This window comes from Paenibacillus sp. J22FR83 (genome assembly GCF_059691955.1).
The window spans coordinates 11468-33477 of the sequence record NZ_JCAUAM010000034.1; the positions used below are offsets into that span (position 1 = coordinate 11468).

General features: G+C 45.2%; 18 protein-coding genes. 9 read left to right on the top strand and 9 right to left on the bottom strand.

Features of this window, described 5'->3' with window-relative positions; translation table 11 throughout:
* Positions 1 to 30: 30 nt before the first annotated feature.
* Positions 31 to 3288: a response regulator gene (locus tag AC58PV_RS34230; RefSeq protein WP_497437488.1), complete on the top strand. Its 3258-nt coding sequence runs from the start codon at positions 31 to 33 to the stop codon at positions 3286 to 3288.
* 91 nt (positions 3289 to 3379) lie between these two features.
* On the opposite strand, the gene AC58PV_RS34235 is transcribed toward AC58PV_RS34230, so the two are convergent.
* The 4 genes from AC58PV_RS34235 to AC58PV_RS34250 all read right to left on the bottom strand — a co-directional run bounded on the left by AC58PV_RS34235 (position 3380) and on the right by AC58PV_RS34250 (position 7312).
* Entirely contained in the window at positions 3380 to 4234 is an 855-nt protein-coding gene (locus AC58PV_RS34235) for an SDR family oxidoreductase (protein WP_497437489.1), read from the bottom strand.
* The gene (uxuA, locus tag AC58PV_RS34240) at positions 4218 to 5324 is read right to left on the bottom strand and encodes a mannonate dehydratase (protein ID WP_497437490.1); all 1107 of its coding nucleotides are present in this window, start codon (positions 5322 to 5324) and stop codon (positions 4218 to 4220) included. Before uxuA ends, AC58PV_RS34235 begins: the two co-directional genes overlap by 17 nt.
* A 30-nt stretch (positions 5325 to 5354) precedes the next feature.
* Positions 5355 to 6032: a GntR family transcriptional regulator gene (locus AC58PV_RS34245; protein WP_497437491.1), complete on the bottom strand. Its 678-nt coding sequence runs from the start codon at positions 6030 to 6032 to the stop codon at positions 5355 to 5357.
* Positions 6033 to 6217: 185 nt separating this feature from the next.
* Positions 6218 to 7312: a ParB/RepB/Spo0J family partition protein gene (locus AC58PV_RS34250; protein WP_497437493.1), complete on the bottom strand. Its 1095-nt coding sequence runs from the start codon at positions 7310 to 7312 to the stop codon at positions 6218 to 6220.
* Between the two features lie 224 nt (positions 7313 to 7536).
* Here AC58PV_RS34250 and AC58PV_RS34255 point away from each other — a divergent pair, with 224 nt between their 5' ends.
* Positions 7537 to 9852, top strand: a complete 2316-nt coding sequence (locus tag AC58PV_RS34255; protein ID WP_497437495.1) for a bifunctional diguanylate cyclase/phosphodiesterase — start codon at positions 7537 to 7539, stop codon at positions 9850 to 9852.
* Positions 9853 to 9911: 59 nt separating this feature from the next.
* Here AC58PV_RS34255 and AC58PV_RS34260 read toward each other — a convergent pair whose 3' ends face one another.
* Both AC58PV_RS34260 and AC58PV_RS34265 read right to left on the bottom strand, forming a co-directional pair.
* The gene (locus AC58PV_RS34260; RefSeq protein WP_497437497.1) at positions 9912 to 10718 is read right to left on the bottom strand and encodes a histidinol-phosphatase; all 807 of its coding nucleotides are present in this window, start codon (positions 10716 to 10718) and stop codon (positions 9912 to 9914) included.
* A gap of 73 nt (positions 10719 to 10791) precedes the next feature.
* Positions 10792 to 11694 (bottom strand): LysR family transcriptional regulator, encoded by a 903-nt coding sequence (locus AC58PV_RS34265; RefSeq protein ID WP_497437498.1) that lies wholly within the window; start codon positions 11692 to 11694, stop codon positions 10792 to 10794.
* 270 nt (positions 11695 to 11964) lie between these two features.
* On the opposite strand from AC58PV_RS34265, the gene AC58PV_RS34270 reads away from it, so the two are divergent.
* Together AC58PV_RS34270 and AC58PV_RS34275 are read left to right on the top strand one after the other, a co-directional pair.
* Positions 11965 to 13491: an MDR family MFS transporter gene (locus AC58PV_RS34270; RefSeq protein WP_497437500.1), complete on the top strand. Its 1527-nt coding sequence runs from the start codon at positions 11965 to 11967 to the stop codon at positions 13489 to 13491.
* Between the two features lie 13 nt (positions 13492 to 13504).
* Positions 13505 to 14083 carry a PadR family transcriptional regulator gene (locus tag AC58PV_RS34275; RefSeq protein WP_497437501.1) on the top strand — a complete coding sequence of 193 codons (579 nt, stop codon included), beginning with the start codon at positions 13505 to 13507 and terminating at the stop codon, positions 14081 to 14083.
* A gap of 308 nt (positions 14084 to 14391) precedes the next feature.
* On the opposite strand, the gene AC58PV_RS34280 is transcribed toward AC58PV_RS34275, so the two are convergent.
* Together AC58PV_RS34280 and AC58PV_RS34285 are read right to left on the bottom strand one after the other, a co-directional pair.
* Positions 14392 to 15183 carry a TIGR01457 family HAD-type hydrolase gene (locus tag AC58PV_RS34280; RefSeq protein WP_497437502.1) on the bottom strand — a complete coding sequence of 264 codons (792 nt, stop codon included), beginning with the start codon at positions 15181 to 15183 and terminating at the stop codon, positions 14392 to 14394.
* Complete coding sequence (locus tag AC58PV_RS34285; RefSeq protein WP_497437503.1) at positions 15180 to 16859, bottom strand: PAS domain-containing sensor histidine kinase; 1680 nt, start codon at positions 16857 to 16859, stop codon at positions 15180 to 15182. Before AC58PV_RS34285 ends, AC58PV_RS34280 begins: the two co-directional genes overlap by 4 nt.
* Before the next feature lie 280 nt (positions 16860 to 17139).
* On the opposite strand from AC58PV_RS34285, the gene AC58PV_RS34290 reads away from it, so the two are divergent.
* Positions 17140 to 17598, top strand: a complete 459-nt coding sequence (locus tag AC58PV_RS34290; RefSeq protein ID WP_068664543.1) for a chemotaxis protein CheX — start codon at positions 17140 to 17142, stop codon at positions 17596 to 17598.
* Positions 17599 to 17672: 74 nt separating this feature from the next.
* Positions 17673 to 18449, top strand: a complete 777-nt coding sequence (locus AC58PV_RS34295; RefSeq protein ID WP_497437505.1) for an SDR family NAD(P)-dependent oxidoreductase — start codon at positions 17673 to 17675, stop codon at positions 18447 to 18449.
* Between the two features lie 39 nt (positions 18450 to 18488).
* Here AC58PV_RS34295 and AC58PV_RS34300 read toward each other — a convergent pair whose 3' ends face one another.
* Positions 18489 to 18752 carry a DUF2573 family protein gene (locus tag AC58PV_RS34300; protein ID WP_497437506.1) on the bottom strand — a complete coding sequence of 88 codons (264 nt, stop codon included), beginning with the start codon at positions 18750 to 18752 and terminating at the stop codon, positions 18489 to 18491.
* Between the two features lie 277 nt (positions 18753 to 19029).
* On the opposite strand from AC58PV_RS34300, the gene AC58PV_RS34305 reads away from it, so the two are divergent.
* From AC58PV_RS34305 to AC58PV_RS34315, 3 genes are all read left to right on the top strand, one after another.
* A complete protein-coding gene (locus tag AC58PV_RS34305; protein WP_497437507.1) occupies positions 19030 to 19608 on the top strand; it encodes an RNA polymerase sigma factor in 579 nt (192 codons plus the stop codon).
* 86 nt (positions 19609 to 19694) lie between these two features.
* Positions 19695 to 21128, top strand: a complete 1434-nt coding sequence (locus tag AC58PV_RS34310) for a DEAD/DEAH box helicase (RefSeq protein WP_497437509.1) — start codon at positions 19695 to 19697, stop codon at positions 21126 to 21128.
* A 50-nt stretch (positions 21129 to 21178) separates the two neighbouring features.
* Positions 21179 to 21724 carry a hypothetical protein gene (locus AC58PV_RS34315; RefSeq protein WP_497437510.1) on the top strand — a complete coding sequence of 182 codons (546 nt, stop codon included), beginning with the start codon at positions 21179 to 21181 and terminating at the stop codon, positions 21722 to 21724.
* Positions 21725 to 22010 lie beyond the last annotated feature (286 nt).

A 22010-nucleotide genomic window follows, 5' to 3' on the forward strand; every position in this document is an offset into this window, starting at 1 on the left:
CCGAGAACGTATTTTGATGGGGTGAGCACGATGTTGAAAGACCTGCTAAACAATTTCTCCCTTGTAGCTGTATTTGTTTTTATATGTATTCAAATTTTTTACTATCCCAAATTACAAAAGGCAGCACAATGGAAATTTAAAATCGGAGCAGGCATAGCGCACGGATTTTTCGGGGTTATGCTTGCTTATACGGGTGTTCATGTCAGTGAACGGCACCTCTTAGATTTGAAAGCGATTGCAATTGTGATGGCTACCTTCATTGGCGGCGGTGTATCTGGTTTTATTACGACAGTTATTATCATAATTGGTCGTACGGTGATGGATCCAACGGTTTTGTTTCGCGTATCGGTAATAGGCTTCCTTATTTATGCGGGTTGTTTGCTTGTTCATATCTACATCCAAGACTATTGGAAGAAATGGATGTTGCTTATATTATTATGTCCTGTAAGCGTATTATTCGTTGATATGGTGCTAGTTTATAGGCTGCCTGCGATGGAGCTTGTTATTCCGAATTTAATTTTGCATGTAGGGGCGGGCATGTTTGTTGCTGGACTTTTTCGCTATTTCTTGCGTTCCGAAGAGCTTAAGAGGCAAGTACGGCACATACAGCAGGAGCTTTCCGATATTCTTCGTTTCCAGCCAGGTCTTACATTTAAGCTCCAAAAAGTAGAGAATTCCTTGGTGTACACGATTATTGAAGGGCAATTATTGCACCAGCTTGGGCTTAAGGCAGATGACTATATCGGTAAGTGTATTCAAACGGCTCCGTATTCTTCCAGGGAAGTGGCACAATTCCTGCAAGCCAAATATAAAGAGGCCTATAGTGGGAATTCAGTTGCTTACGAGTTAGAATTACGTGGGAAAATTATTTTCACGACGTTGCAGCCTGTTTTTGATGGCGATGAGGTTGTTGCAGTCATTGGCTCAGCGACAGATGTTACAGAGAAGAGTCTAGCAGAGCGTCGTATCCAAGAGAGCGAAGAACGAAATAGGATTCTTGTCGAGAACTCGCAAGAGGGCATTGTGGGTTTCACAACGGACGGCGTAATTACGTCGGTGAATCAAGCGGGGAGTCAACTGGCACAAACCAAAGCTGAGGATATGCTGGGACTTAGCATGACCGCTTTTATTCCCCAATCAGAGCAGGTCATGTGGGAGCAGCACTTTCAAGAAGTACTTACAAATGAAGATAATGTGAGGTTTGAAATTGCGATTCCTTCACTAGAAGGGTGCAGAAGGGACTATCGTGTTACCCTTTCAGCTTATCATCATGCCACTGGAGAAGTGAAAGGGATTGTAGGCACCATCCATGATTTTACCGAAGCCTCCATGCGCCATGCAGCCGATCAAGCGAATCAAGCGAAGAGTCATTTTATTGCCAAAATGAGTCATGAAATTCGAACGCCTCTGAATGGGATTATTGGACTATCTCAACTGCTAGGGAAGACACCGCTCTCTGAGCATCAGAAAGATTACTTAACGAATATTACCTCTTCTTCCCATACGTTGTTAGGTATTATTAATGATGTGCTGGATTTCTCCAAAGTGGAAGCAGGTAAATTAGAGGTCGAACGAACGAGTTTCTATATGGACGAGCTCTTGAAGGAGCTTTCCAGTATTTGCAGTGTACTTTCGAAGAGCCAGCCGATCGAGTTAATTTTCAGCACACCTGCCGGATTGCCAAGACGACTTCTCGGAGATCCTCTTCGTTTGAAGCAAGTGTTACTCAACCTCTGCAGCAATGCGATTAAATTTACGAGTGCAGGCTATGTGATGCTTCATATAGAGGTGGGCCCGCAGACATCGGCTGAGGAAATCATGCTGCAATTTAGCGTCGAAGACTCGGGGATTGGTATTTCGGCAGATCGGCTTTCTTATATTTTTGAACCGTTCTCTCAGGCAGATGGATCAACGAGCCGCGAGTATGGAGGAACTGGCTTGGGATTGCCGATTAGCCAACATTTGATTACATTGATGGGCGGTGCCCTCCAAGCAGAGAGTCGTATGGGAAGCGGGAGCCGTTTCGCATTTACGTTACCTTTTCAAATCATAGAGCAGGGTGATCCTGCTCAGTGGGATATTGGCGAGGCGAATGAGCCGTATCGTGTAATGGTTGTTGAAGATCATCCTCTCATGCGACATAGCTTGCAGGAAACGTTAGAATCTTATGCACTTATCGTAACGATGGTTCCCTCTTGGGGGTCGCTGTTTCAACGGATAGATCAAGATGACTTTCATTGTTTCATCCTAGATATGGAATGTGATGATATGTATGGATTGGAAACGTGGGATACTCTCCTTGCTACAATTCGCAGAGATCGCACGCGCCTAGTTTGTCTGACATCTTCCATGGGGAAGGAAGAGCTGCATAAGCTCCCAGAGGATGTTAGGCCAGATGCAGTGCTTGTCAAACCGGTTAGTCGACTAGAGTTGTTTCAGACTTTGGACTATTTGTTTCATCCTAAGCATGAGCCACGGGTGATTGAGCAAGGCACGATGGAGAATCCTTCTGAAATAGGGGAGGAATGGGGACACATTCTACTCGTTGAAGACAATGAAATTAATCAACAAGTGGCCATGGGGCTGCTCGAGGAACGGGGTTACAGGGTTACGTTAGCGACGAATGGGCAAAAAGCGCTGGACACCATGGATCAAGGTGAATTTGCACTGGTTCTCATGGATATTCATATGCCAGTTATGGACGGTATTGAGGCGACAAGACTTCTACGCTTGAATCCAAGATTCCGTGAAGTACCGATTATCGGGCTTACGGCAAATGTAGTTAAACAAGACCAAGAAGCTTACGTTCGGATGGGCATGAATGATGTGATAAGCAAACCGCTGGATGTAAAGCTGCTCTTTGAGGTTATTGATACATGGATGAAACCTGGGAAGAGGAATGATCGGGGCCCCAAGGAACCGCTACCAGTTGACGGAGAAAGCCTTCCTTATTATCAAAGTATTACCGCGATAGACTGGAAGGGAGCTTTGGCCCGCGTGGAGGGTAAAGAGAGTATTTTGCTCGTCATGCTGCAGCTATTCAAGAAAAATTATAGTGATTTCGCAGCTCAACTCTGGGTTCATTACCATGAGGGCGATTGGGTCGCAGCCAAACGAGCTGCGCATACACTGATCGGTGTAGCCGGTAGTTTATCGGCAGAAGCGCTGCATGCGGGAGCCGTGAAACTCCAATCCACCATTGTTCAGAATGAGAACTATGAGAATCAAATTGCCGAGATCGCGGCAGAAATTGAACGCATTATCGTTTGCATTCCAGATGACATGTAAACGGTGCCCATAGACCGACAAAAACCGTTCCGCCACCATAGCTCACAATGAGCGTTATGTGGTGGAACGGTGTATGCTAAACGGACTTTATCTAAACGCCTGAATAAGCCATGAACCCGCCATCCACAGGGATGGTCGTCCCCGTAACGAAGCGGGACATGTCGGAATCGGCAAGCCACAGTAAAGTGCCTAATAAATCTTCCGGTTTGCCGAATCGGCGCATCGGGGTATGAGCAATGATTTTATGAGAGCGGTCTGTCAGACTGCCATCCTCTTTCATTAGTAATTTGGCATTCTGCTCTGTCAAAAAGAACCCAGGTGCAATCGCATTCACACGAATGCCGCTTTCTGCCAAATGAACAGCTAACCATTTCGTAAAGTTATCGATTGCCGCTTTGGCCGCGCTGTAAGCAGGTACTTTCGTCATTGGTGAAGGTGCGCTCATGGAAGAGATATTGATGACGGTTGCACCCGTCTTGCCATGCATATGTTTAGTGAACACTTGTGTAGGAATTAAGGTGCCCACAAAATTAAGATCGAGCACGTTGCGGAATCCTGAGATACTTAGGTCATAGAAGGATTGTACATCCGGATTTATCATATCCTCCATTGTGAAAATCTCATTCGTCGTATTCGCGCTGGCATGGTTGCCACCTGCACCATTAATGAGAATATCACAAGTACCCAACTGCTCCGTAACGGAGGCTGCAGCCTGTACTACACTTTCCGCTACTGTGACATCGCAGGCAACGGCAATCGCTTCGCCACCAGCGGCTTCAATCTCACGTACCACAGCTAAGCCTTTCTCATGCGTACGGTTCAGAATAGCAAGGCGTGCGCCTTGTCTAGCAAGCTCCACAGCCATGACGCGGCACAGAACGCCAGCGCCCCCCGTAATGACAACGACCTTCCCTTGCAGGGAAGGGAAATTAGTTAGTCCGCTCATATCCAGCGACAGCTCCTTCTCGTAAAGTAGCGCCTTGGCGACACAGCATGTCCCAAAGTCCCCATAAATACATAATTCCTAAGGCCCGATCGTATAGCCCGTACCCGGGTCTGCAACGCTCATCCCAAATATGTCGACCATGGTCTGGTCGGCAAAATCCTTCATAATCGTTCGCATGCAGCGCCTGCACGATGCCTGACATATCTACCGTGCCATCTTGCGTACGATGAGAGGTCTCGATGAAATCCCCATTCTCATACACGCGAACATTCCGCAGATGGGCAAAAGGGATCCGATCGGCGAATTCATGCACGATAGAGACAATATCATTACCCGGGTTCGCACCGAGTGAACCGCTGCACATCGTGAGCCCGTTATACGGGCTGTCATGCAAGGCTAGAAAGCGGCGAATATTCGCCTGGCTCGTCATCAGTCTTGGTAAGCCAAAGACAGACCAAGGTGGATCATCCGGGTGAATGGCCATGCGGATACCGTGCTCAGCGGCCACGGGAATTATCTCATCCAAGAAATATTTGAGGTTAGCCCAGAGCTGCTCTTCATTGACATTCTTATATGCGTCAAAAAGCTCTGTCAGATGTGCAAGGCGCTCTGGCTCCCAACCAGGCATGCTGAAATCAGGGTTGGCATTAATTCGCCCGACATGTTCAGTAAGGTCGAGGTTGGCTATCCTACTTTGTTCATAAAATAAAGCTGTCGAACCGTCTTCCAGTTCCTTATGTAAATCCGTCCGTACCCAGTCGAAGACAGGCATGAAGTTGTAGCAGATGACTTTGACCCCAACTTGCGCTAAGGTTGCGATCGTTTTCTTATAATTAGCGATGTACGTTTCGCGACTCGGTAGTCCTAGTTTAATGTCCTCATGGATATTGACGCTCTCAACAACCTGCATATGCAGCCCCGCACGGTCAGCCTCGGCTTTGATCTTCTGAATCTTATCCATCGGCCATTCTTCACCAGCAGGAACATCATGCAATGCCCAAACGATTCCTTCAACACCGGGAATTTGTTTAATTTGCTTCAGCGTGACCGTATCGTTGCCTTCTCCAAACCAGCGAAATACCATTTTCATAGATGCACACTCGCCTCCCATATCATCAACTTATTTGAAATACGTAGGAAACTTCTCTTTCAATAGAGCTTGATCAGCAATTCCTACTTGTAGATGCGCGTGAATGACGTGCTCTGCCTGATCAGGTTGGTGCTCCTTGATGGCATCCACAATCTGCCTGTGCTGGGCGTAGAGCTCATCCCAATGATGATCAGTCGCCAAGCGAAGCATGCGGGCTCGATTCAAATGCACATTAATTTGCCCAATGACTGCCCAAGTGTTCATTTTTTTGCAACCTTCAAATATCGTCTGATGAAACGCTTCATCAAGCTCAAACATTTTCTTGTAATCTTGTTGGTCCATACATACTTGCTGGGAAGCTAGATTCATTTGAAGTAAACGCAAGGACTCTTCCGGAAAAGAGTGACAGGCCAAGCGAATGACGGCGCTTTCCAGATGTTCGCGAATGAAGCGTGCTTCATCGACTAGCTCCAGATCAATGCGGGAAACAACTGTGCCGCGTTGTGGATAGATATCCAACAAGCCTTCTTGTGCGAGTTGCACGAAACTTTCTCGAACAGGTGTCCGACTCACACCAAAGCTGACCGACATTTCTTTCTCGGAAATGGTGGTACCTGGCAGCAAGGTTAAACTCAGAATTTGAGCCTTGAGCGTGTGGTAGACCGCATCTCGCGTTGAACTTATCAGAGGTTTTTTGAAGTGATCCATAGGAATCTCCTTTGTAAAATGATGCCTAAACTCATACTACCATACTTGTATGGTAGTATGGAAGTGTAAAATAAGGAGTGAATGATCGCTGATCCGGATCACCTTTCTAGGAAAAAAAACACCGCATGCAGTCCATGTTCTCCCGCAATAGGAGCAACAAGAATTACATGCGGTGTAGGTTCATTTTATCGAGAGAGCGCTAAGTTTTGGACCGTTCTCCAAGCTTCCAGTTGCTTCTCCAACTGCTCCACTAACGTCGAGACATCTTGGGAGAACTGTTCTCGTTGTTGATCGTTCATGCTATCCTGCTCTTGCTGAAGCTCACCAGAAGTAGGTGCAGTTGGCATGGTTTGAAGGAATTGCTGCAGCTTAGACTGTAACAGCGAGCGGGCAGCATCAGTTACAATCGCATGAGGTACAGCTAATTGAGCTTCATCGGGTAGCTTTACATTAGCAACATCTTTATCCTGCGCAGGAGCCTCAACGGCTTGCACTTCAACGGCTTGAACCTCAACTTTCACCTTCTCAGCTTTTGCAGTTGCCTTGGCTGTGATCGGTTTCGCTCGTTCAGCCCGATTGTTCTGGAAAGTAGACCAGGTTTCAATTAATTCAGGCCCTGTTTTATAGAGCAGTTGACCTTTAATTCTGTCTGAGATGTCTTTATCCTTAAACATTTTGGCAATTTTCTTACAGTCACTGACAGGCATCTCATCCCGTGCCATGATTAAGGCTAGTGGATCCCGATGCTCCAAAGGTAGATCCTTCAGAGGCAACAATTGATCCTCCGTCAGTTTATCTTTACGAATCTCTGTACCGCCAACGATAAGCTTCTTAACAGAGTTACCAAATTTCAGCAGCTCACACTTGTTTTTGATATAGGTTTCAGGTTTGCCAAGCTTGCCAGACAGATACTTAATCGATGAGCTGAATTTCGCATCATGCATAAGTTTATGAAAGGCCTCGGCTTCCTCGATAGGGGAGAAGCCCTCTCGTGTCAGATTTTCAGCAATCTGCTCTAGATAAATTTCCATCTCATCCGTAACCGTTGACACGATGCATGAGATGGTTGGAAGCCCGAGCATTTTGGTAGCTTTATATCTGCGATTGCCATAGATGATCTTGTATCTGTTGTTGGCGGTTGTGCGTACTTTGATCGGAGAGAGTAAGCCAATTTCGCCAATGCTTTTCATTAATTCTTGAAGTGCCTCTTCATCGAATTGGTAGCGGGGTTGGTCCGTATCCTCGTCAATGAGATGCATTGAAATGTTATGTATGTCCATCTTCATATCTCCATTCGTTCTGGGTCATATAGCTAATTATATAACAAGGATGAAAGTGTGGGAACGCCAATTCAATAGAAACGATTTGGAAGGGATTAGTAGAGGAGGCAACATTCAAGCTCGGAGGCAAATAAATGTATTGCCAGTAGGGGAGAGGAAATGAAATAATAGAGAAAGATGTCGAATAATGTTTCTTTTCAAGTCGTATTTGGGAGTATAGACCTATGAATAAAGTGCAGTATTTCTTCCTATCCCTCATTTTTGTCCTTCTGTTTACTTCGTCCGAATCGGTTCTAACGACCTACAAAACATCGCTGCTAAATGAGCTGCAAAGCACGGAGTCCGCCCAGTTGTCTGCCAAAGCCGTTGCTTTACAGTCCGTCATTGATCGGAATTTTAATATCATGGTAAGTCTTGAAGCGTACGTTAGCACCAGTTATTTGAAAGACCAAAGTGAGCAAGAAGTACAATCCTATATAGAAGCGTTGTATACAGGTTCGCAAGCTTCTGCCTTTAATGTTGTTATAGCACCAGATGGGATTATGAAGTTCGTTTATCCCACCCAAGGGAATGAAGATATTCTCAATTGGAATCTCCTGAAGGATCCTCGGGAGAATATCCAGATACAAGTCTATCACGCTTTGCAATCGAAAAAAATGACGACGGACGGTCCGTTTACCCTACTTCAAGGTGTGAAGGGGTTGGTAGCTCGTAAAGCACTTTTTGAAGACGGTGTTTTCTGGGGGTTCGTGTCGGTTGCTATTAATGTGGATCATTTACTAGTAGAGGCAGGGATTCAAAATGATGACTCTGAAGGGCAGCGAATGGCTATCCGAAGTCTAGGTTTGCCGGCATTCTACGGAGAAAATGAATTGTTCAGTCAATCGCCAATGATCTCGGTTGTTAATCTTCAGGATATGAAATGGGAAATTGCAGCTGCACCTCCCGATAACGCGGTTCAAACGATTAATAATCAAATACTCATCATCCGCTGTGCACTGCTGCTCGTTTTATTTCTAGGTTTATTCTTCATTATTTATATCATTCGGCAACGGGATCGACTCAGTCAAGCGGTGAACGAACGTACGCAGGAGCTGCAGATCGCGAATGAAGACTTGACCGCAATGAATGAAGAACTAATTGCAGGTCAGGATGAACTTCAGCAGTCTACGAAGAGGATGCAGGAATCTGAGGGGATGCTGTCTTACATGGCTTACCATGATGTATTGACAGGAATACATAATCGGGCACATTTTCAAATGATTTTGAAAGAACAAATTACTCACAATCAGATGAAAGGCTCTTCGCTAGTCGTCTTATTCTTTGATTTGGATAATTTTAAAATGGTCAATGATTCACATGGACATCATATGGGCGACTATATGCTGCAAGAAGTCGTTCATCGTATACAGCAATCGAATTTGGTTTTCCACACTTTTGCTAGGTTTGGTGGAGATGAATTTGCGATTTTGTTAGAAAATTGCCCAAGCGAGCAGGAAATTCAAGCCTTCTGTGGACAACTCATTGCTGTTCTGAAACCTCCTTGTTTCTTGGCGAATCGTGCATTCTTTATTAATGCGAGCATAGGCATTGTCCAGTATCCGAGTGGCGGTGAGACGTGGGATATCCTGCTCAAGAATGCCGACATTGCTATGTATATGGCTAAAAAAGAAAGTGGCAGCTCCTTTTGTTTCTTCAATCAACAGATGGAGATGTTATCGATTACGAAGCTGGAAATGGAGAATCATCTCCGTCAGTCACTGGATCGGAATGAGCTTGAAATTGTTTATCAGCCGCAGGTGGATTGCATGAAAGGGGCAATTACAGGCGTTGAAGCACTTATACGTTGGAATCACACGACGAAAGGTTACATATCACCATCCGATTTTATTCCCGTGTCTGAGGAAATTGGATTGATTGATGTGATTGGTGAATGGGTGCTCCGCGGCGCATGCGCTCAGATGAAAGCGTGGCATCGTCAAACAGGTGAACTACTCACGATGTCCGTTAATATTTCTGTCAAACAATTGCAAGATGTTCGCTTCGTGGATAAGGTTATAGCTATTCTGGAAGAGACCGGACTGGAAGCGCGATACTTGGAGATGGAAATTACGGAGAATGTAGCGATGCAGGACGAGCAGATGGCCATTCTGCATAGGCTTCGCCAACTAGGAATCGCTATTTCTGTAGATGATTTCGGTACACATTATTCGTCGCTAAGCTATCTGAAAAGGTTCCCGGTTACGAAAATTAAACTGGATCAATCCTTTGTTCGAGGTGTTCAAACCGATGGCAAAGATCGCGCGATGATTAAAGCAATCATTTCTGTGGCGAACGCTTTTCAATTGCGAATCATTGCTGAAGGCGTCGAGACCGAGGAACAGGCGGACTTCTTGGTGGCCAATGGATGCCATCACATCCAGGGCTTTTATTTCTATAAACCAATGAAACCTGAGCAGCTGGAAGCGACTTTGAAAGAGGAGTTGCATGATAAATTAGCATTCGTTCGCCGAATTTCTATCCAATCCTATGATATATGAATACAAAAAGGTGCCCTTTACTGAAGGCACCTTTTTGGTATGGGAAATGAAAAAGTCCACTATAGCGCGACAATTTGTTTCTGTTTCTTTTCGAAATAGACCCAATGCTGGAAGCCAATTTCTTTCAATGTCTTCTGAACGTCTTCCCAATCGTCAGCAACTCGGCTAGGAATATGGGCGTCAGATCCGAAAGTGACTTCAACCCCGTAATGCAGCGCACGTTCAAGAATGTCGTGGGAGGGATACCAACCGCCAACATCTTTCGTTTTTCCTGATGTATTAATCTCAATCGCAACACCAGATTCACCGATGATTTTCAGTGTCTCATCGACTTTAGGGGTGGCAATATCGGAGAATGCCGGGTAGAAGCCTTTCATTGCATCAATATGTCCAAGAATCTGGAACATACCTGAACGCGCGGATTCGGCAATCAGACGATAATACTCTTCCTTGTGCTCAATATGCTCAGTTTCGTTTAGCTTCTTCCAGCGGTTGCGATTGAAGATGCTTACACCCCCGGATAGGTGAACGGAGCCAATGATGTAATCGAATGGATACTTGGCGTATTCTTGCTTATAAATCTCCACGTGCTCAGGGAAATAATCAGACTCTACGCCTAAGAGTACATTAATTTTGCCTGCATACGCTTGTTTGAGGTGGAGTACTTCCTCGATATAGCGAGGAAATTCGCTTTTCGCCATGGCGATGGCGGGTTGTGCATGATCTTCGGAGCTTCCAAAGTAGGGGGAATGATCTGAGATGCCAATTACTTGAAGGCCCGCTGCAATGGCTGCCTCGATATAGTCACGTATGGTATCTTGCGCATGTCCGCATCGCTCATGATGCGTATGTAAGTCGAATTTCACGACAAGTCCTCCTAAAAATATTGATAGTTCCGGGGTACCCGCAAAGTAATGGGAATAACCTTCGGAGTTTAAGCTATTCTGAACCGATAAATTGCGTTTCTGGCATTCCTTTGAGATCGCGTAGAAATTGTTGCATGGCGGAATTCAAATATCTTCCTGACTTATATACTACGCCTACTGGATGCGTAATATCCAGTTCATTTACTTTAACCATCTTGAGTGAGCCATGACGCAGTTCATCTGCAACAGACATTTTGGATATGATCGCTACACCTAGATTCAGTTCAACCATGCGTTTGACTTCCTCACTGCTGGATAACTCCATAACAATATGAGGAGCTACATCATAATTTTTGAAGATTTGATCAACGAAGCGGCGCCCCCATGTCTCTGGGGAAAGCATGATAAAGGAAATATTTTTGAGTTTTTCAATCGATAAATGAGTGAAACGACTCAGTGGATGGTGTTTGGAGACGATGAGTTCGAAATTATCATAGTAAAGCACGGAGGTTTCCAAAGCGGGATTCTTCTCAAACAAATACGTGATCCCAATATCGATATGACCGCTTTCCACGGATGTCATGATCTGAGAAGAGGTCATGGAATGAATGGTCGTTTTAATCAGTGGGAATTGATCTTGGAAATAGGAAAGAACCCTCGGCAAGATCTGCATGGCAATGGAAGTCGTTGTGCCAATATGGATATGACCTTGAGGGGTTTGGCTCAGATCGGAAAGACGCTGTTTCAGGTCACTGGTGATCCGTAATATTTTTTCCGCATGTTCCAAGAAAAGCTTACCACTATCTGTTAAAGTAACAGGCTGATTACGATCAATGAGAATCGTACCGAATTCATCCTCAAGACTTTTTATTTGCGCGGAAACGGCAGGTTGGGTCAAGTTTAGAATTTCACCAGCTTTACGAAAGCTCATCGTCTTGGAAATCGTGAGCAGGGTTTCTAACTGGTTCATATTCATGGGACTACCTCCTGCAAGTTAGATATTAAATCCATAGGTACAAATAAAATTTATCGGAATTGTAAAGGACATAAAAACCTTTTCTGACTTCATTATATGATACGAAGTGCTAACTAGGCAACAAGACGGGATAATGGGGGGATTCTGAGCGCAAAATACAGTGGTAGGGCAGACTGTGTCCACTAGAAAATTACCTTTGCAAACTACTCAAATTTGAATATAATAATTGATGTAATTTAAATCATAACAACAATTAAGGAGACGCTACGTATGTCTTTAACACGTAAATCAAATCCAACTTGGACGGTTGTAGGTCTGATGCTCGGGCTCTTGCTTGCTTCTTTGGACCAAACCATCGTATCGACGGCAATGCCAACGATTGTATCCAAGCTAGGCGGATTCAGCCAATTCGTTTGGGTATTCTCGGCCTATCTCATTGCCAATGTGGCAGCAATGCCCATCTTCGGCAAGCTTTCTGATATGTATGGGCGCAAATTATTTTTCATCATCGGTATCATTGTATTTATGATTGGATCCGCATTATGTGGAACGGCTTCGTCCATGACACAGTTGATCATCTATCGCGCGATTCAAGGAATTGGTGGCGGTGCGTTGATGCCGATTACGTTTGCTATTATTTTTGACATTTTTCCTCCAGAGAAAAGGGGTAAAATGCAGGGCTTATTCGGCGCCGTATTCGGGTTATCTAGTGTACTTGGGCCTATTATCGGGGCTTACTTTACAGATCATGTGACCTGGGAATGGATTTTCTTTATCAATTTACCTCTTGGTATTATTTCACTGATTATGATTATTTTCTCGTATCACGAGTCTGTGGAGCACAGTAAGGCCAAGATTGATTGGGGCGGCACCGTTGTATTAACGGCTGCTATCGTTTCACTCATGTTCGCATTAGAGTTTGGTGGGAAAGAATATGCTTGGAGCTCTATGCTCATTATCAGCTTATTTGCAGGGTTTGTCGTGTTGTTAGCAGGATTTATTTGGATTGAGAAAAACGCTGCTGAGCCCATTGTCCCATTAGATCTGTTCAAAAACAGGCTATTCACATCCAGTATGGGAGTTAGCTTTGCATATGGAGCGGTTCTCATTTCGGCGGGGACGTACATTCCACTGTTTATCCAAGGCGTATTCGAAGGCTCTGCCACATCGGCAGGTTCAACATTAACGCCTATGATGTTAGGTGTCGTTGTAAGTAGTGCCTTAGGCGGCCGCTTCATCGGTAAATTCTCTTATCGGAATGTGCTTCTTGTATCCGTCGCACTTCTACTACTGGCGACATCGCTGCTTGGCGGTATTTCCATCGATTCAGAGAGATGGGTTATCACGACCTACATGATCATTCTCGGACTAGGGATTGGCGCTTGCTTCCCAATTACGTCGATGTCTGCCCTTCATAAAGTTGATTTCCGTCGCCGGGGTACGGTAACATCGTTGGTTGCATTCTTCCGTTCCGTTGGTTCCGCGATTGGGGTAGCGATATTCGGAAGCATTCAAGTCAATGCCTTGAAAGACAAGATCACAACTTCACTTAATGACCCAGCTATGGCAGAGAAATTTCAAGATGCCCGTATGCTGCTTCAACCAGAAGTGAGAGCGAATATTCCCAAAGAGGTTTTGCATAAGCTACTAACAGCTTTGGCAGATTCAATTGCCGTTGTTTTCCAAACTACGATTGTCTTAGCGATACTAGGTCTTGCGTTCATTTTATTGATGGGAAATGCTAAACTAGAAGTTGGTAAAGCGCCTGTTAAAGGAGATGTACCTGTAGGACACTAGGAGGTTAACATATATGTCGATGAAGCTGGTCATTCTCGGACTATTAATGGAAGCCAATCGGCATACCTATGAGATTCGTCAAACGATGAAAGAGCGCGGCATGACGAATTATATGAAGCTGCAAGACGGTTCACTCTACTATGCCATGGATCAACTGCATAAGGATGGTCATGTAGAAGCGTTAGAAGTCGTGCGCGATACGAATCGACCCGAGAAAACCATTTATCAAATCACAGAAGCAGGCAAGGCCAAATTTCAAGAACTGTTGTCTCATCAATTGCATGAAGAGATCAAACATTATCATCCGCTTTATGTAGCACTGCCATTTACCGTTCATGGCGACCAAGCCAAGATCGCAGATATTCTTGAACATAAAATTCTAGAACAGAAAATGATCATGAATAAGATGAAAAGTTTGTACAACGAGCATTTGAACATTGTTCCACGCGTTGTTTTACAAATGATGGTTGGCAGTTACAAACGAGCTTTCACCGAATTGAAATGGCTAGAGGAGCTGCAGCGAGATGCCCGAGACGGCAGGCTGCAGGAAAGAAACACAGAGCTCGATGTGGATTGGGATCGGATCGAATGAATAGACGGATAGAAGCCCTACCTTGGTTAACAAGGTAGGGCTTTTTCTTACGACAGAGGGGACTGTCGCTATCCGATCTCAGGCCAATTCAATAAGGGTCTGATATAACGCTATTTGTTCCATATGCACGCTTTGCAGAAAATTAGCATTACCAGATAACGTTATCTCAATAATATGAGGGCTATTTAGGTGTTTTGCCTTAAGTAACGCTATTGCATAACGCTATTCTTACGATTTTTCTGCCAGACGAGCAAATAAGGTGGTTTCATAACGCTACATACGCGATCGAGCTTCGGTTTCCTGTCTCCTTAGTTCGATAAACCACGCAGCTGCGCAATGAAATGAGGCAAATCCGTGCAGACCAAGTCTGGCGTCAAGCCCGCCGACGCCAGCTGTTCGTGCACATTATCTGGCGTCGCGACGCCCGTCAAGACAAGGGCTGTGCGGCACCCCGCCATCGCGCCTCCGCGGATGTCGGTGTGCACGTTATCGCCGATGACCCAGACATCGGCGGAGGGCAGACCAAGCCGATCGATGGCATACGCCATGATGATCGGCGACGGCTTCCCGATCACCACCGGCTCCACGCCGGAGGCGGCGGTGATCGAAGCTGCCAGGGAGCCAGCCCCTGGCATAAGCCCGCCATCCGACGGCAGCAGCCGGTCGGGATTGGTTAAGACATAGGTCGCGCCATGTTTCAGATGGCGGACCGCTTCGGTCAGCTTCCCGTAGGTGAAGCTGCGATCAATGCCTTGGACGACGTAATCTGGCGTCGTCGTCCCGTCCATGGCGAAGCCGGCAGCGTCCAGCGCAATCCGCAGGCCGTCTTCGCCGATCATATGCACGCGCTGGCCAGCGCGCTGCTCCGTCAAGTACTGGGCAGCCGCCTGCGAGGACGTATAGACGGCTGCCGCGGGTACCTCCATGCCGAGCGATTGCAGGTGCTCGGCAACTTGCTCGGGGGTACGGGACGAATTGTTCGTCACCAAGAGATAGGGCAATTGCTCTTGCTGCAGCCATTGCAGGAAAGCTGCGGCGCCAGGAATAGGTTCATGTCCTCTGTAAAGTGTACCATCTAAATCAATTAGAAATCCGTTCATCCTGTTGCTTCTCCTTTAGATAGGTAAGTTGTAGTCGGGAGCGTGATCTCAACGATCGTTCCCTCTGTCAGTTTCGAGCTAATCTCCATGAATCCACCGTGAGCTTCAATGATGCGGTAACAAACCATTAGGCCTAGTCCTGTTCCTTTCTCCTTCGTGCTGTAGAAAGGCTCTCCGAGCTTCGGAAGTCGTTCTGGCGCAATGCCGCAGCCCTCATCAACGAAACGAACAAGAATTTGATTGCTTGAGCTCTTCAGTTCGGCATGTATGCGCAAATTCCCACCTTGTGACATCGATTCTATTGCATTTTTCATAATATTAATAAAGACCTGCTTGATTTGATTCACATCACATGTCACGGGTGGAAGCCCGGCGTCAATCTCTGTTTCAATTTCGATATTAGAAAGCAGGGCTTGAGGTTGAAGCAACTCTACGGTACTCATGATAATGTTATTTAACGTGCTAGTAACGAAATGGGTAGCTTGTGGTTTGGATACAAACAAAAACTCATTCACAATGAATTCTATACGCTGCAGTTCATTTTGCATAATTTCAATGTAATATTGCTCTTTGGAGGAATTCGTTTTGAGCAGCTGGAGGAATCCTTTTAACGACGTCAACGGATTGCGAATTTCATGTGCAACACCAGCAGCCAACTGTCCAACGGCAGATAGCTTGTCCGATTTAATAAGCAGTTCTTGCGTTTTCTTCAATTCGGTAATATCGCTGAATGTAAGCACGGTACCTAGCAGCTGACCACCGCCATCCAACATCGGACTAGACATGTACTCAACCGGAAAGCTGGTGCCATCCTTTTTCCAAAACAAATCTTCATTCATTATCGCGCTTTCACGTTGAAGCATCGTATTTACTGTCGCGTTTTCCTCTGGTATGACAACTGTGCCATCCGCATGAAGAGGCCGAATGAGGTTATGAATGCGTCTACCTAGCATTTCGTCCACTTTCCACCCAGTGATGGCTTCCGCGGCTTTGTTCCAAAAAATAGTACGACCATTGGTATCAATACCATAAATGCCTTCTGAAACCGAGTTGAGAATAAGTTGATTCTGTTTATAGAGTTTATCAATCTCTTTCTTCTGTTCCCTGATCTCGGTCAAATCTTTCAGAATTGCATAAACCCCAATGATTTGGTTGCCCACTTTGGTAGGAACAAAAGTTACATTAGAAGGGATAGGGAATCCATTTTGATGCAGGAAAGAAGCATCAAAATTTTGAGGCATTCCTTCTGAAGCCACTTGGAAATGGTGTAATGTTTTGAGCAGATCAGGAGGGTGGATCATGGGAAGAATTGAGGCGGATTTGGATGATTCTTCACCTAGTCCGAGCAAGCTTTCAAGCCCATGATTGGAAGAAAGGATATCCCCATCCAAACTAAAGGAAATGATAGAATCAGGATGGTTATCGAAAAGTGATTTGTATCGCTCCGCCATTTCCGAAATACTAGTTTCACGTCGTTTAAGTAACCTTAATATGAATAAGGCAAGTACCATAAATACGACTAACATACCACAGTCGAGTGCAATACTGGCCATGCGGTTATGTTGAAAAAAAGATAGATGGTGCAAAGAAGATAAAAGAATACTGAAGATTGCTATGCTGCCTATCAGATAGATCTTGAATTTGCGTGTATTTACAGGAGGGGGGTTCATCGTCATTGACTCTCATCTCTCCTCTTAGAGGTTCTCTTACATAGTTTAACAGGATTGGCTATTATTTTGTATAATTTACCATTCATTTTGCATTTTTATTATTTTTTGTCGTTTCAAATGTAGGATTCGACAATTTAAGTATGGAGGCAGAAGTGTGACGTGTATCTGAGTAGTTGGAACTATTTTTGTTAAATTGACAGTATACTTGTCCTAAAATTTTATGTATAATGTTGAAAAAGGTCGTTTTTCTGTGGAACTTATTCACAAATGAGATCGGAGCGGAGCTATGAAGGCTGAGTACATTAATCCCTTTTTGGAGTCGGCTAGAATCGTCATCGAGCAAGTTGCTAACATTCGCCCAACGACAGGGCAACTCGGCATTAAAGACGTCAAATTTGTGGAAAAGTATATCTGGATTCAAATTGGTATGACGGGGCAAATGGAAGGTGACGTCGTTTTCGGCTTGGCTGAGGATGTTGCTTTGAAGATGGTTTCTGCCATGATGGGTGGATTCGTCATTACTGAGATGGATGAAATGGGCAAAAGTGCCATTTCTGAACTTGGCAACATGATTAGTGGTAATGCAAGTACGATGCTCTTTAACCAAGGCGTGCGGGTAGATATTACACCGCCTAAGTTAGTACAATCTGCGACGGCAGCGGGATTTATTCCGAAGCGAGCATTGACGATTCCTTTAATCATGGATGGTATTGGTGAACTAGACATTCAAGTGTTAATTACGTAATATAAGTAAGAGCGTTGGAGTACCAGTAGGATGGTAGCTCCATTTTTTTTGTGCGGAGAAGGGAGTGGAATGGATTGCAAATCAAGAATAAGGTCGTCTTGATTACAGGCGCTTCTAGTGGGATTGGAGCTGGGATGGCGCAACAACTCGCAGCCAAGGGAGCTATTCCTGTGTTGACAGCACGGCGCACGGATATGTTGAAACAGATTGCATCAAGCTTGCCCGGACAACATGCTGTCTACGATATGGACGTAACGAATACAGCCCAAGTAAACGAAGTTGTGAGTCGGATTATCGCTGAGTTTGGGCGAATTGATATACTGATTAATAATGCTGGATATGGCATATTCGAGACATTTACCAAGGCACCGTTAGCACATTTCGAAGAGATGATGGATGTGAATTATCTAGGAATTGTACGATGCACTCAAGCTGTACTCCCGCATATGTTGGCGGCAAGAAGTGGGCATATTGTCAATATTGCCTCTATGGCAGGTAAGATTGGCTCTGCCAAATCAACGGCCTATTCAGCAACCAAGCATGCCGTATTAGGATTTACGAATAGTTTGCGGATGGAATTAGCGGGATCAGGGGTTTTCGTGACAGCCATTAATCCAGGCCCTATTGCGACACCATTTTTCGACAAGGCTGATCCGAGCGGCAATTACGTCAAGAACATCGCTTGGTTTATGTTGAAGCCCGAGAAAGTAGTCAAAGAGCTCATTCATGCCATTGAGAAAAACATTCCGGAGAAAAACTTGCCCTTCGTAGCTGGAATGGGGATTACCTTATTTCATTTGTTTCCTCGCCTATTTAACAAGCTGGCCACCCGGATCATGGATAAAAAATAAAGCGGCTCCCGATCACTGGGGTCGCTTTTTTACTTCATCCTACGTTTCTGATTGATCAGACTTCGCGGCTTGCTTCGATTGATTCAGATCGCGGATTTCTTCGAAAATCTTTCGCATTTCTGCTTTGCCCTCAGGATGTGATTGATTCCAATGGGAGGCAAGTGCGGGCAGTGCCTTATGAACATGATTAAAGAAAGCCCATTTCTTGATTTTCTCAATCATTTCTGGGGAAGTATCACCTGTAATAAGTTCTGCGGTCTTGGCGACCAACGTGTTAAAATCGTTTTCGAAATCAGTAGACATGCACGTCATCCCTTCGGATGGAAATAGAGTAGTTTGAGCACTTTTAGTTTACCACATAGGAAAGCAAAAGTATTCGGAAACCGAATACAGCTTTCATATTGGCGATAAAACCTACATCTGAACGCGGTCGCTCATCCTTGGATGGCTTCGATAGAGGTTTTCTCAATGGGAAATTATTTCCTATTATTTTAGCGGTAATGATTGTTTACTCCTCCTTTTTAACCTAAAATAGGTAGATACACTTTAGGTCTTTTTTTACCTGTAGGCTAGGGGGGATATGATGAAGTCACTGAGAGAAATTTTTAACAGCGACTTTAACACATTAGATACGAGCATGCAGGAACAGATTTATAAGGAATTTTACTTGCTCGTTTATCCGATGATTAATTTTATTTTAAGAGATCATTCTGCTGCTGAAGATATTATCCAGGAAGCCTTTCTCCGGGCTGTTCACAAAGCCCCTTTGTTAACGGAAATTGATAAATATGAAGGCTGGCTCAAACGACTAACGCGGAACGTAACGTTGAATCATTTGCGCAAGCATAGACGCAACCGTGATGAACTTGAGACAGAGGTACTATTTTCCCTAAAAGAGTCAGCCCCAACTTCGGAATATTCGGCTTCGCCTGATGTAGAGGTTGAAATGAAAGTCATGAGAGAGGCTGTAATTGCTTATATTAATCAACTAAATCCTTCCTATAGACAGATTATCGCCATGAAATGGATACATAATTTATCGTATAAAGATATGGCTAGTGAACTTTGCGTAACTGAAGGCGTAGTACGTCAAAGGCTTTTTCGGGCACGGGATGCCATTAAACAGAAGTTTTTGAATGACTGGGGATCGGACAGATAGAAGGGCGGTGTCTACATATTTGTTTGCTGAAGCACTCTAGCATATAATATGGGCATGAGGATGGAAGAGAAAAGGGGTATATCGTATTGAGCACGAGTTTTGAAGGGTTGCAGATTGCACAGACGTATTTAGATAAATTACAAGAATTAGGGATTGGTGAGCCAACACCGATTCAAGCGGAAGGTATTCCAGTTCTCTTGCAAGGTAAAGATGCGATTATTCAATCTCAGACGGGAACGGGTAAAACACTAGCTTATCTACTGCCTGCCTTGGAACGAATCGATCCAGCACAGAAACAATTGCAAGTCATGATCATTGTACCTACACGAGAGTTGGGCATGCAGATCATGCAAGAAATTGAGAAATTGACGAGCGGGGGACCGATTCGTTCACAGTCCTTAATTGGTGGAGCGGCAGTAGCTAGACAGATCGAAAAGCTGCGCCTTCATCCGCATATCGTTGTTGGAACGCCTGGACGATTGCTGGAGTTAATGAAAGTTCGCAAGCTTACGCTGCATCATGTGAAAATGGGGATTGTCGATGAAGTTGACCAAGTGTTTGAACTTGGCTCTATGCAGGATGTAGAAGCGGTACTCAAAGGAATGCTTCGCACGAGTCAAATGGTGTTTGTCTCAGCGACAATTCCGCAAAGTACAGAACAAGCTGCTGGCAGATGGTTGAAGGAACCGGTTATTATCAAAATTAACCCCTCACAGCGTACGGCTGAAACGTTGGAGCATCACTATGTCGTGTGTCAGGAACGTGAGAAGATTGACACCCTCCGCAGACTAGTTAGGATGATTAAGCCAACTTCAGCGATTGTCTTCATTAATGTGACGGATGATATTGCACAAGTTGTAGGAAAGCTGCAATATGTGGGGCTTTCCGTTGAAGCGCTATACGGCGAAGCGAGTAAGCAGGATCGTGCCAAAGTCATGGGCAATTTCCGTGATGGGAAATTCCAACTATTGTTGGCGACGGACGTTGCTGCCAGAGGGCTTGATATTGAAGGCGTGACGCATGTCTTCCATTTGGATGTAGCGACGAATGCGGAATATTACCTTCATCGTGTAGGTCGGACAGGCCGGATGGGGCGTGAGGGGACTTCGATCTCTATCGTGACATCGAAGGAGCTCTTCATCATCGAGAAATTCGAGAAGCAGCTCGGCATCACGATTGAGCCGAAGGCTATGTACGAGGGCCGGTTGGTTGACCCGGCCCAAGACCGTAGTGCGGCTACGATGCGCAGCCGCCGTGAAGCTGCGCGCCCAAGCGGCGCACCATCGCGCAGCGGCTCCGCCGGCGCGCGTGAGGCTGCCGCGCCTGTGGGCGCGGTGCGTGGAAGTGCCGCGACGCTAGACGCGCGCGGCCAACAGGGCGCTGCTCCGGCGAAGCCGGCAGCGCAAGGGAAGACGGCCGCCGCAGGCAAGGCCGTCAGCAAAGCCCAACGCGAGCGCGATCGCAAGAGCAAGGGAGCTCCGCGCTGGCTCAAAGAGAAGCAGCAGAATAAAGAAGAGTAGCGCGCACGTTTCATTGCGACGCTTGCTCATGATCTGCGGGGTGTAGAAGCATGCTGAAGAAAGTTACGTTCACACTCTTGATGCTGGTTGTCATCGCCGCGGTGATGATATTCATCATCATTCTGTATGTGAAACCAACGAAGTCGTTGGATCTACAATATAAAGAGATTTCTATAAGCAGCAAAATTGCAGAAATGATTCTCTCCCGAAAGCTGGACGTACGGCTTTCGGAAGAGGAAGTAAATCAATTACTCAAGAAACAGTTGGCCTCGCACAGCACATTGCCGCATGATTTTCGGATGGAAGGCGCAGAGTTGAATCTGCAGGGTTCCACGGTTGAGGCGGATGTCAATGTCAGGTGGCATGATAGGGTTCCGATCGGCGCTCATACGACACTCACTCTGGCATGGGATCCGCCTAACTTGGTTATCCAGCATGTGAATACGCAAATCCGGAATTGGCAACTGCCTAGTACTTGGCTTCAACTCGCACCTATTGAAGTTCCACTGCAATCGTACTTGCCTAAATTAATCGGCATTAAAAATGTGGTCTTTGAAGACAAGGCTATTCTTATTCAACTAAAGCCATTCCAGTAAAACGAAAAACCCTTCCTACCACTTTAGTGGATTCGAAGGGTTTTTTGCTTGTATTTTATCAAATACGCTGCGGCCGCGTTTTAACTGTATTTTCTACAGCTAATTCCACTGGTTTAATGGAAAATTAGCAATTAAATGGATTTTATACAGCTATTTTAAGACGAAATGCCAAGATTGGTCGTTTTGACTGATATTAACTACATATTTTCCATCTAATCTTAATTTATATCAAATTTTTGAAGAATTAACTGTAGTTTTTACAGTTAATCTTTTCTTGCATATACTT

What these genes read in the sequence shown, in the direction of transcription:
- AC58PV_RS34230 (WP_497437488.1), top strand. Translation starts at nt 31, where the DNA reads ATGTTGAAAGACCTGCTAAACAATTTCTCCCTTGTAGCTGTATTTGTT.
- AC58PV_RS34235 (WP_497437489.1), bottom strand. Translation starts at nt 4,234, where the DNA reads ATGAGCGGACTAACTAATTTCCCTTCCCTGCAAGGGAAGGTCGTTGTC.
- uxuA (WP_497437490.1), bottom strand. Translation starts at nt 5,324, where the DNA reads ATGAAAATGGTATTTCGCTGGTTTGGAGAAGGCAACGATACGGTCACG.
- AC58PV_RS34245 (WP_497437491.1), bottom strand. Translation starts at nt 6,032, where the DNA reads ATGGATCACTTCAAAAAACCTCTGATAAGTTCAACGCGAGATGCGGTC.
- AC58PV_RS34250 (WP_497437493.1), bottom strand. Translation starts at nt 7,312, where the DNA reads ATGGACATACATAACATTTCAATGCATCTCATTGACGAGGATACGGAC.
- AC58PV_RS34255 (WP_497437495.1), top strand. Translation starts at nt 7,537, where the DNA reads ATGAATAAAGTGCAGTATTTCTTCCTATCCCTCATTTTTGTCCTTCTG.
- AC58PV_RS34265 (WP_497437498.1), bottom strand. Translation starts at nt 11,694, where the DNA reads ATGAATATGAACCAGTTAGAAACCCTGCTCACGATTTCCAAGACGATG.
- AC58PV_RS34270 (WP_497437500.1), top strand. Translation starts at nt 11,965, where the DNA reads ATGTCTTTAACACGTAAATCAAATCCAACTTGGACGGTTGTAGGTCTG.
- AC58PV_RS34275 (WP_497437501.1), top strand. Translation starts at nt 13,505, where the DNA reads ATGTCGATGAAGCTGGTCATTCTCGGACTATTAATGGAAGCCAATCGG.
- AC58PV_RS34280 (WP_497437502.1), bottom strand. Translation starts at nt 15,183, where the DNA reads ATGAACGGATTTCTAATTGATTTAGATGGTACACTTTACAGAGGACAT.
- AC58PV_RS34285 (WP_497437503.1), bottom strand. Translation starts at nt 16,859, where the DNA reads ATGACGATGAACCCCCCTCCTGTAAATACACGCAAATTCAAGATCTAT.
- AC58PV_RS34290 (WP_068664543.1), top strand. Translation starts at nt 17,140, where the DNA reads ATGAAGGCTGAGTACATTAATCCCTTTTTGGAGTCGGCTAGAATCGTC.
- AC58PV_RS34300 (WP_497437506.1), bottom strand. Translation starts at nt 18,752, where the DNA reads ATGTCTACTGATTTCGAAAACGATTTTAACACGTTGGTCGCCAAGACC.
- AC58PV_RS34305 (WP_497437507.1), top strand. Translation starts at nt 19,030, where the DNA reads ATGATGAAGTCACTGAGAGAAATTTTTAACAGCGACTTTAACACATTA.
- AC58PV_RS34315 (WP_497437510.1), top strand. Translation starts at nt 21,179, where the DNA reads ATGCTGAAGAAAGTTACGTTCACACTCTTGATGCTGGTTGTCATCGCC.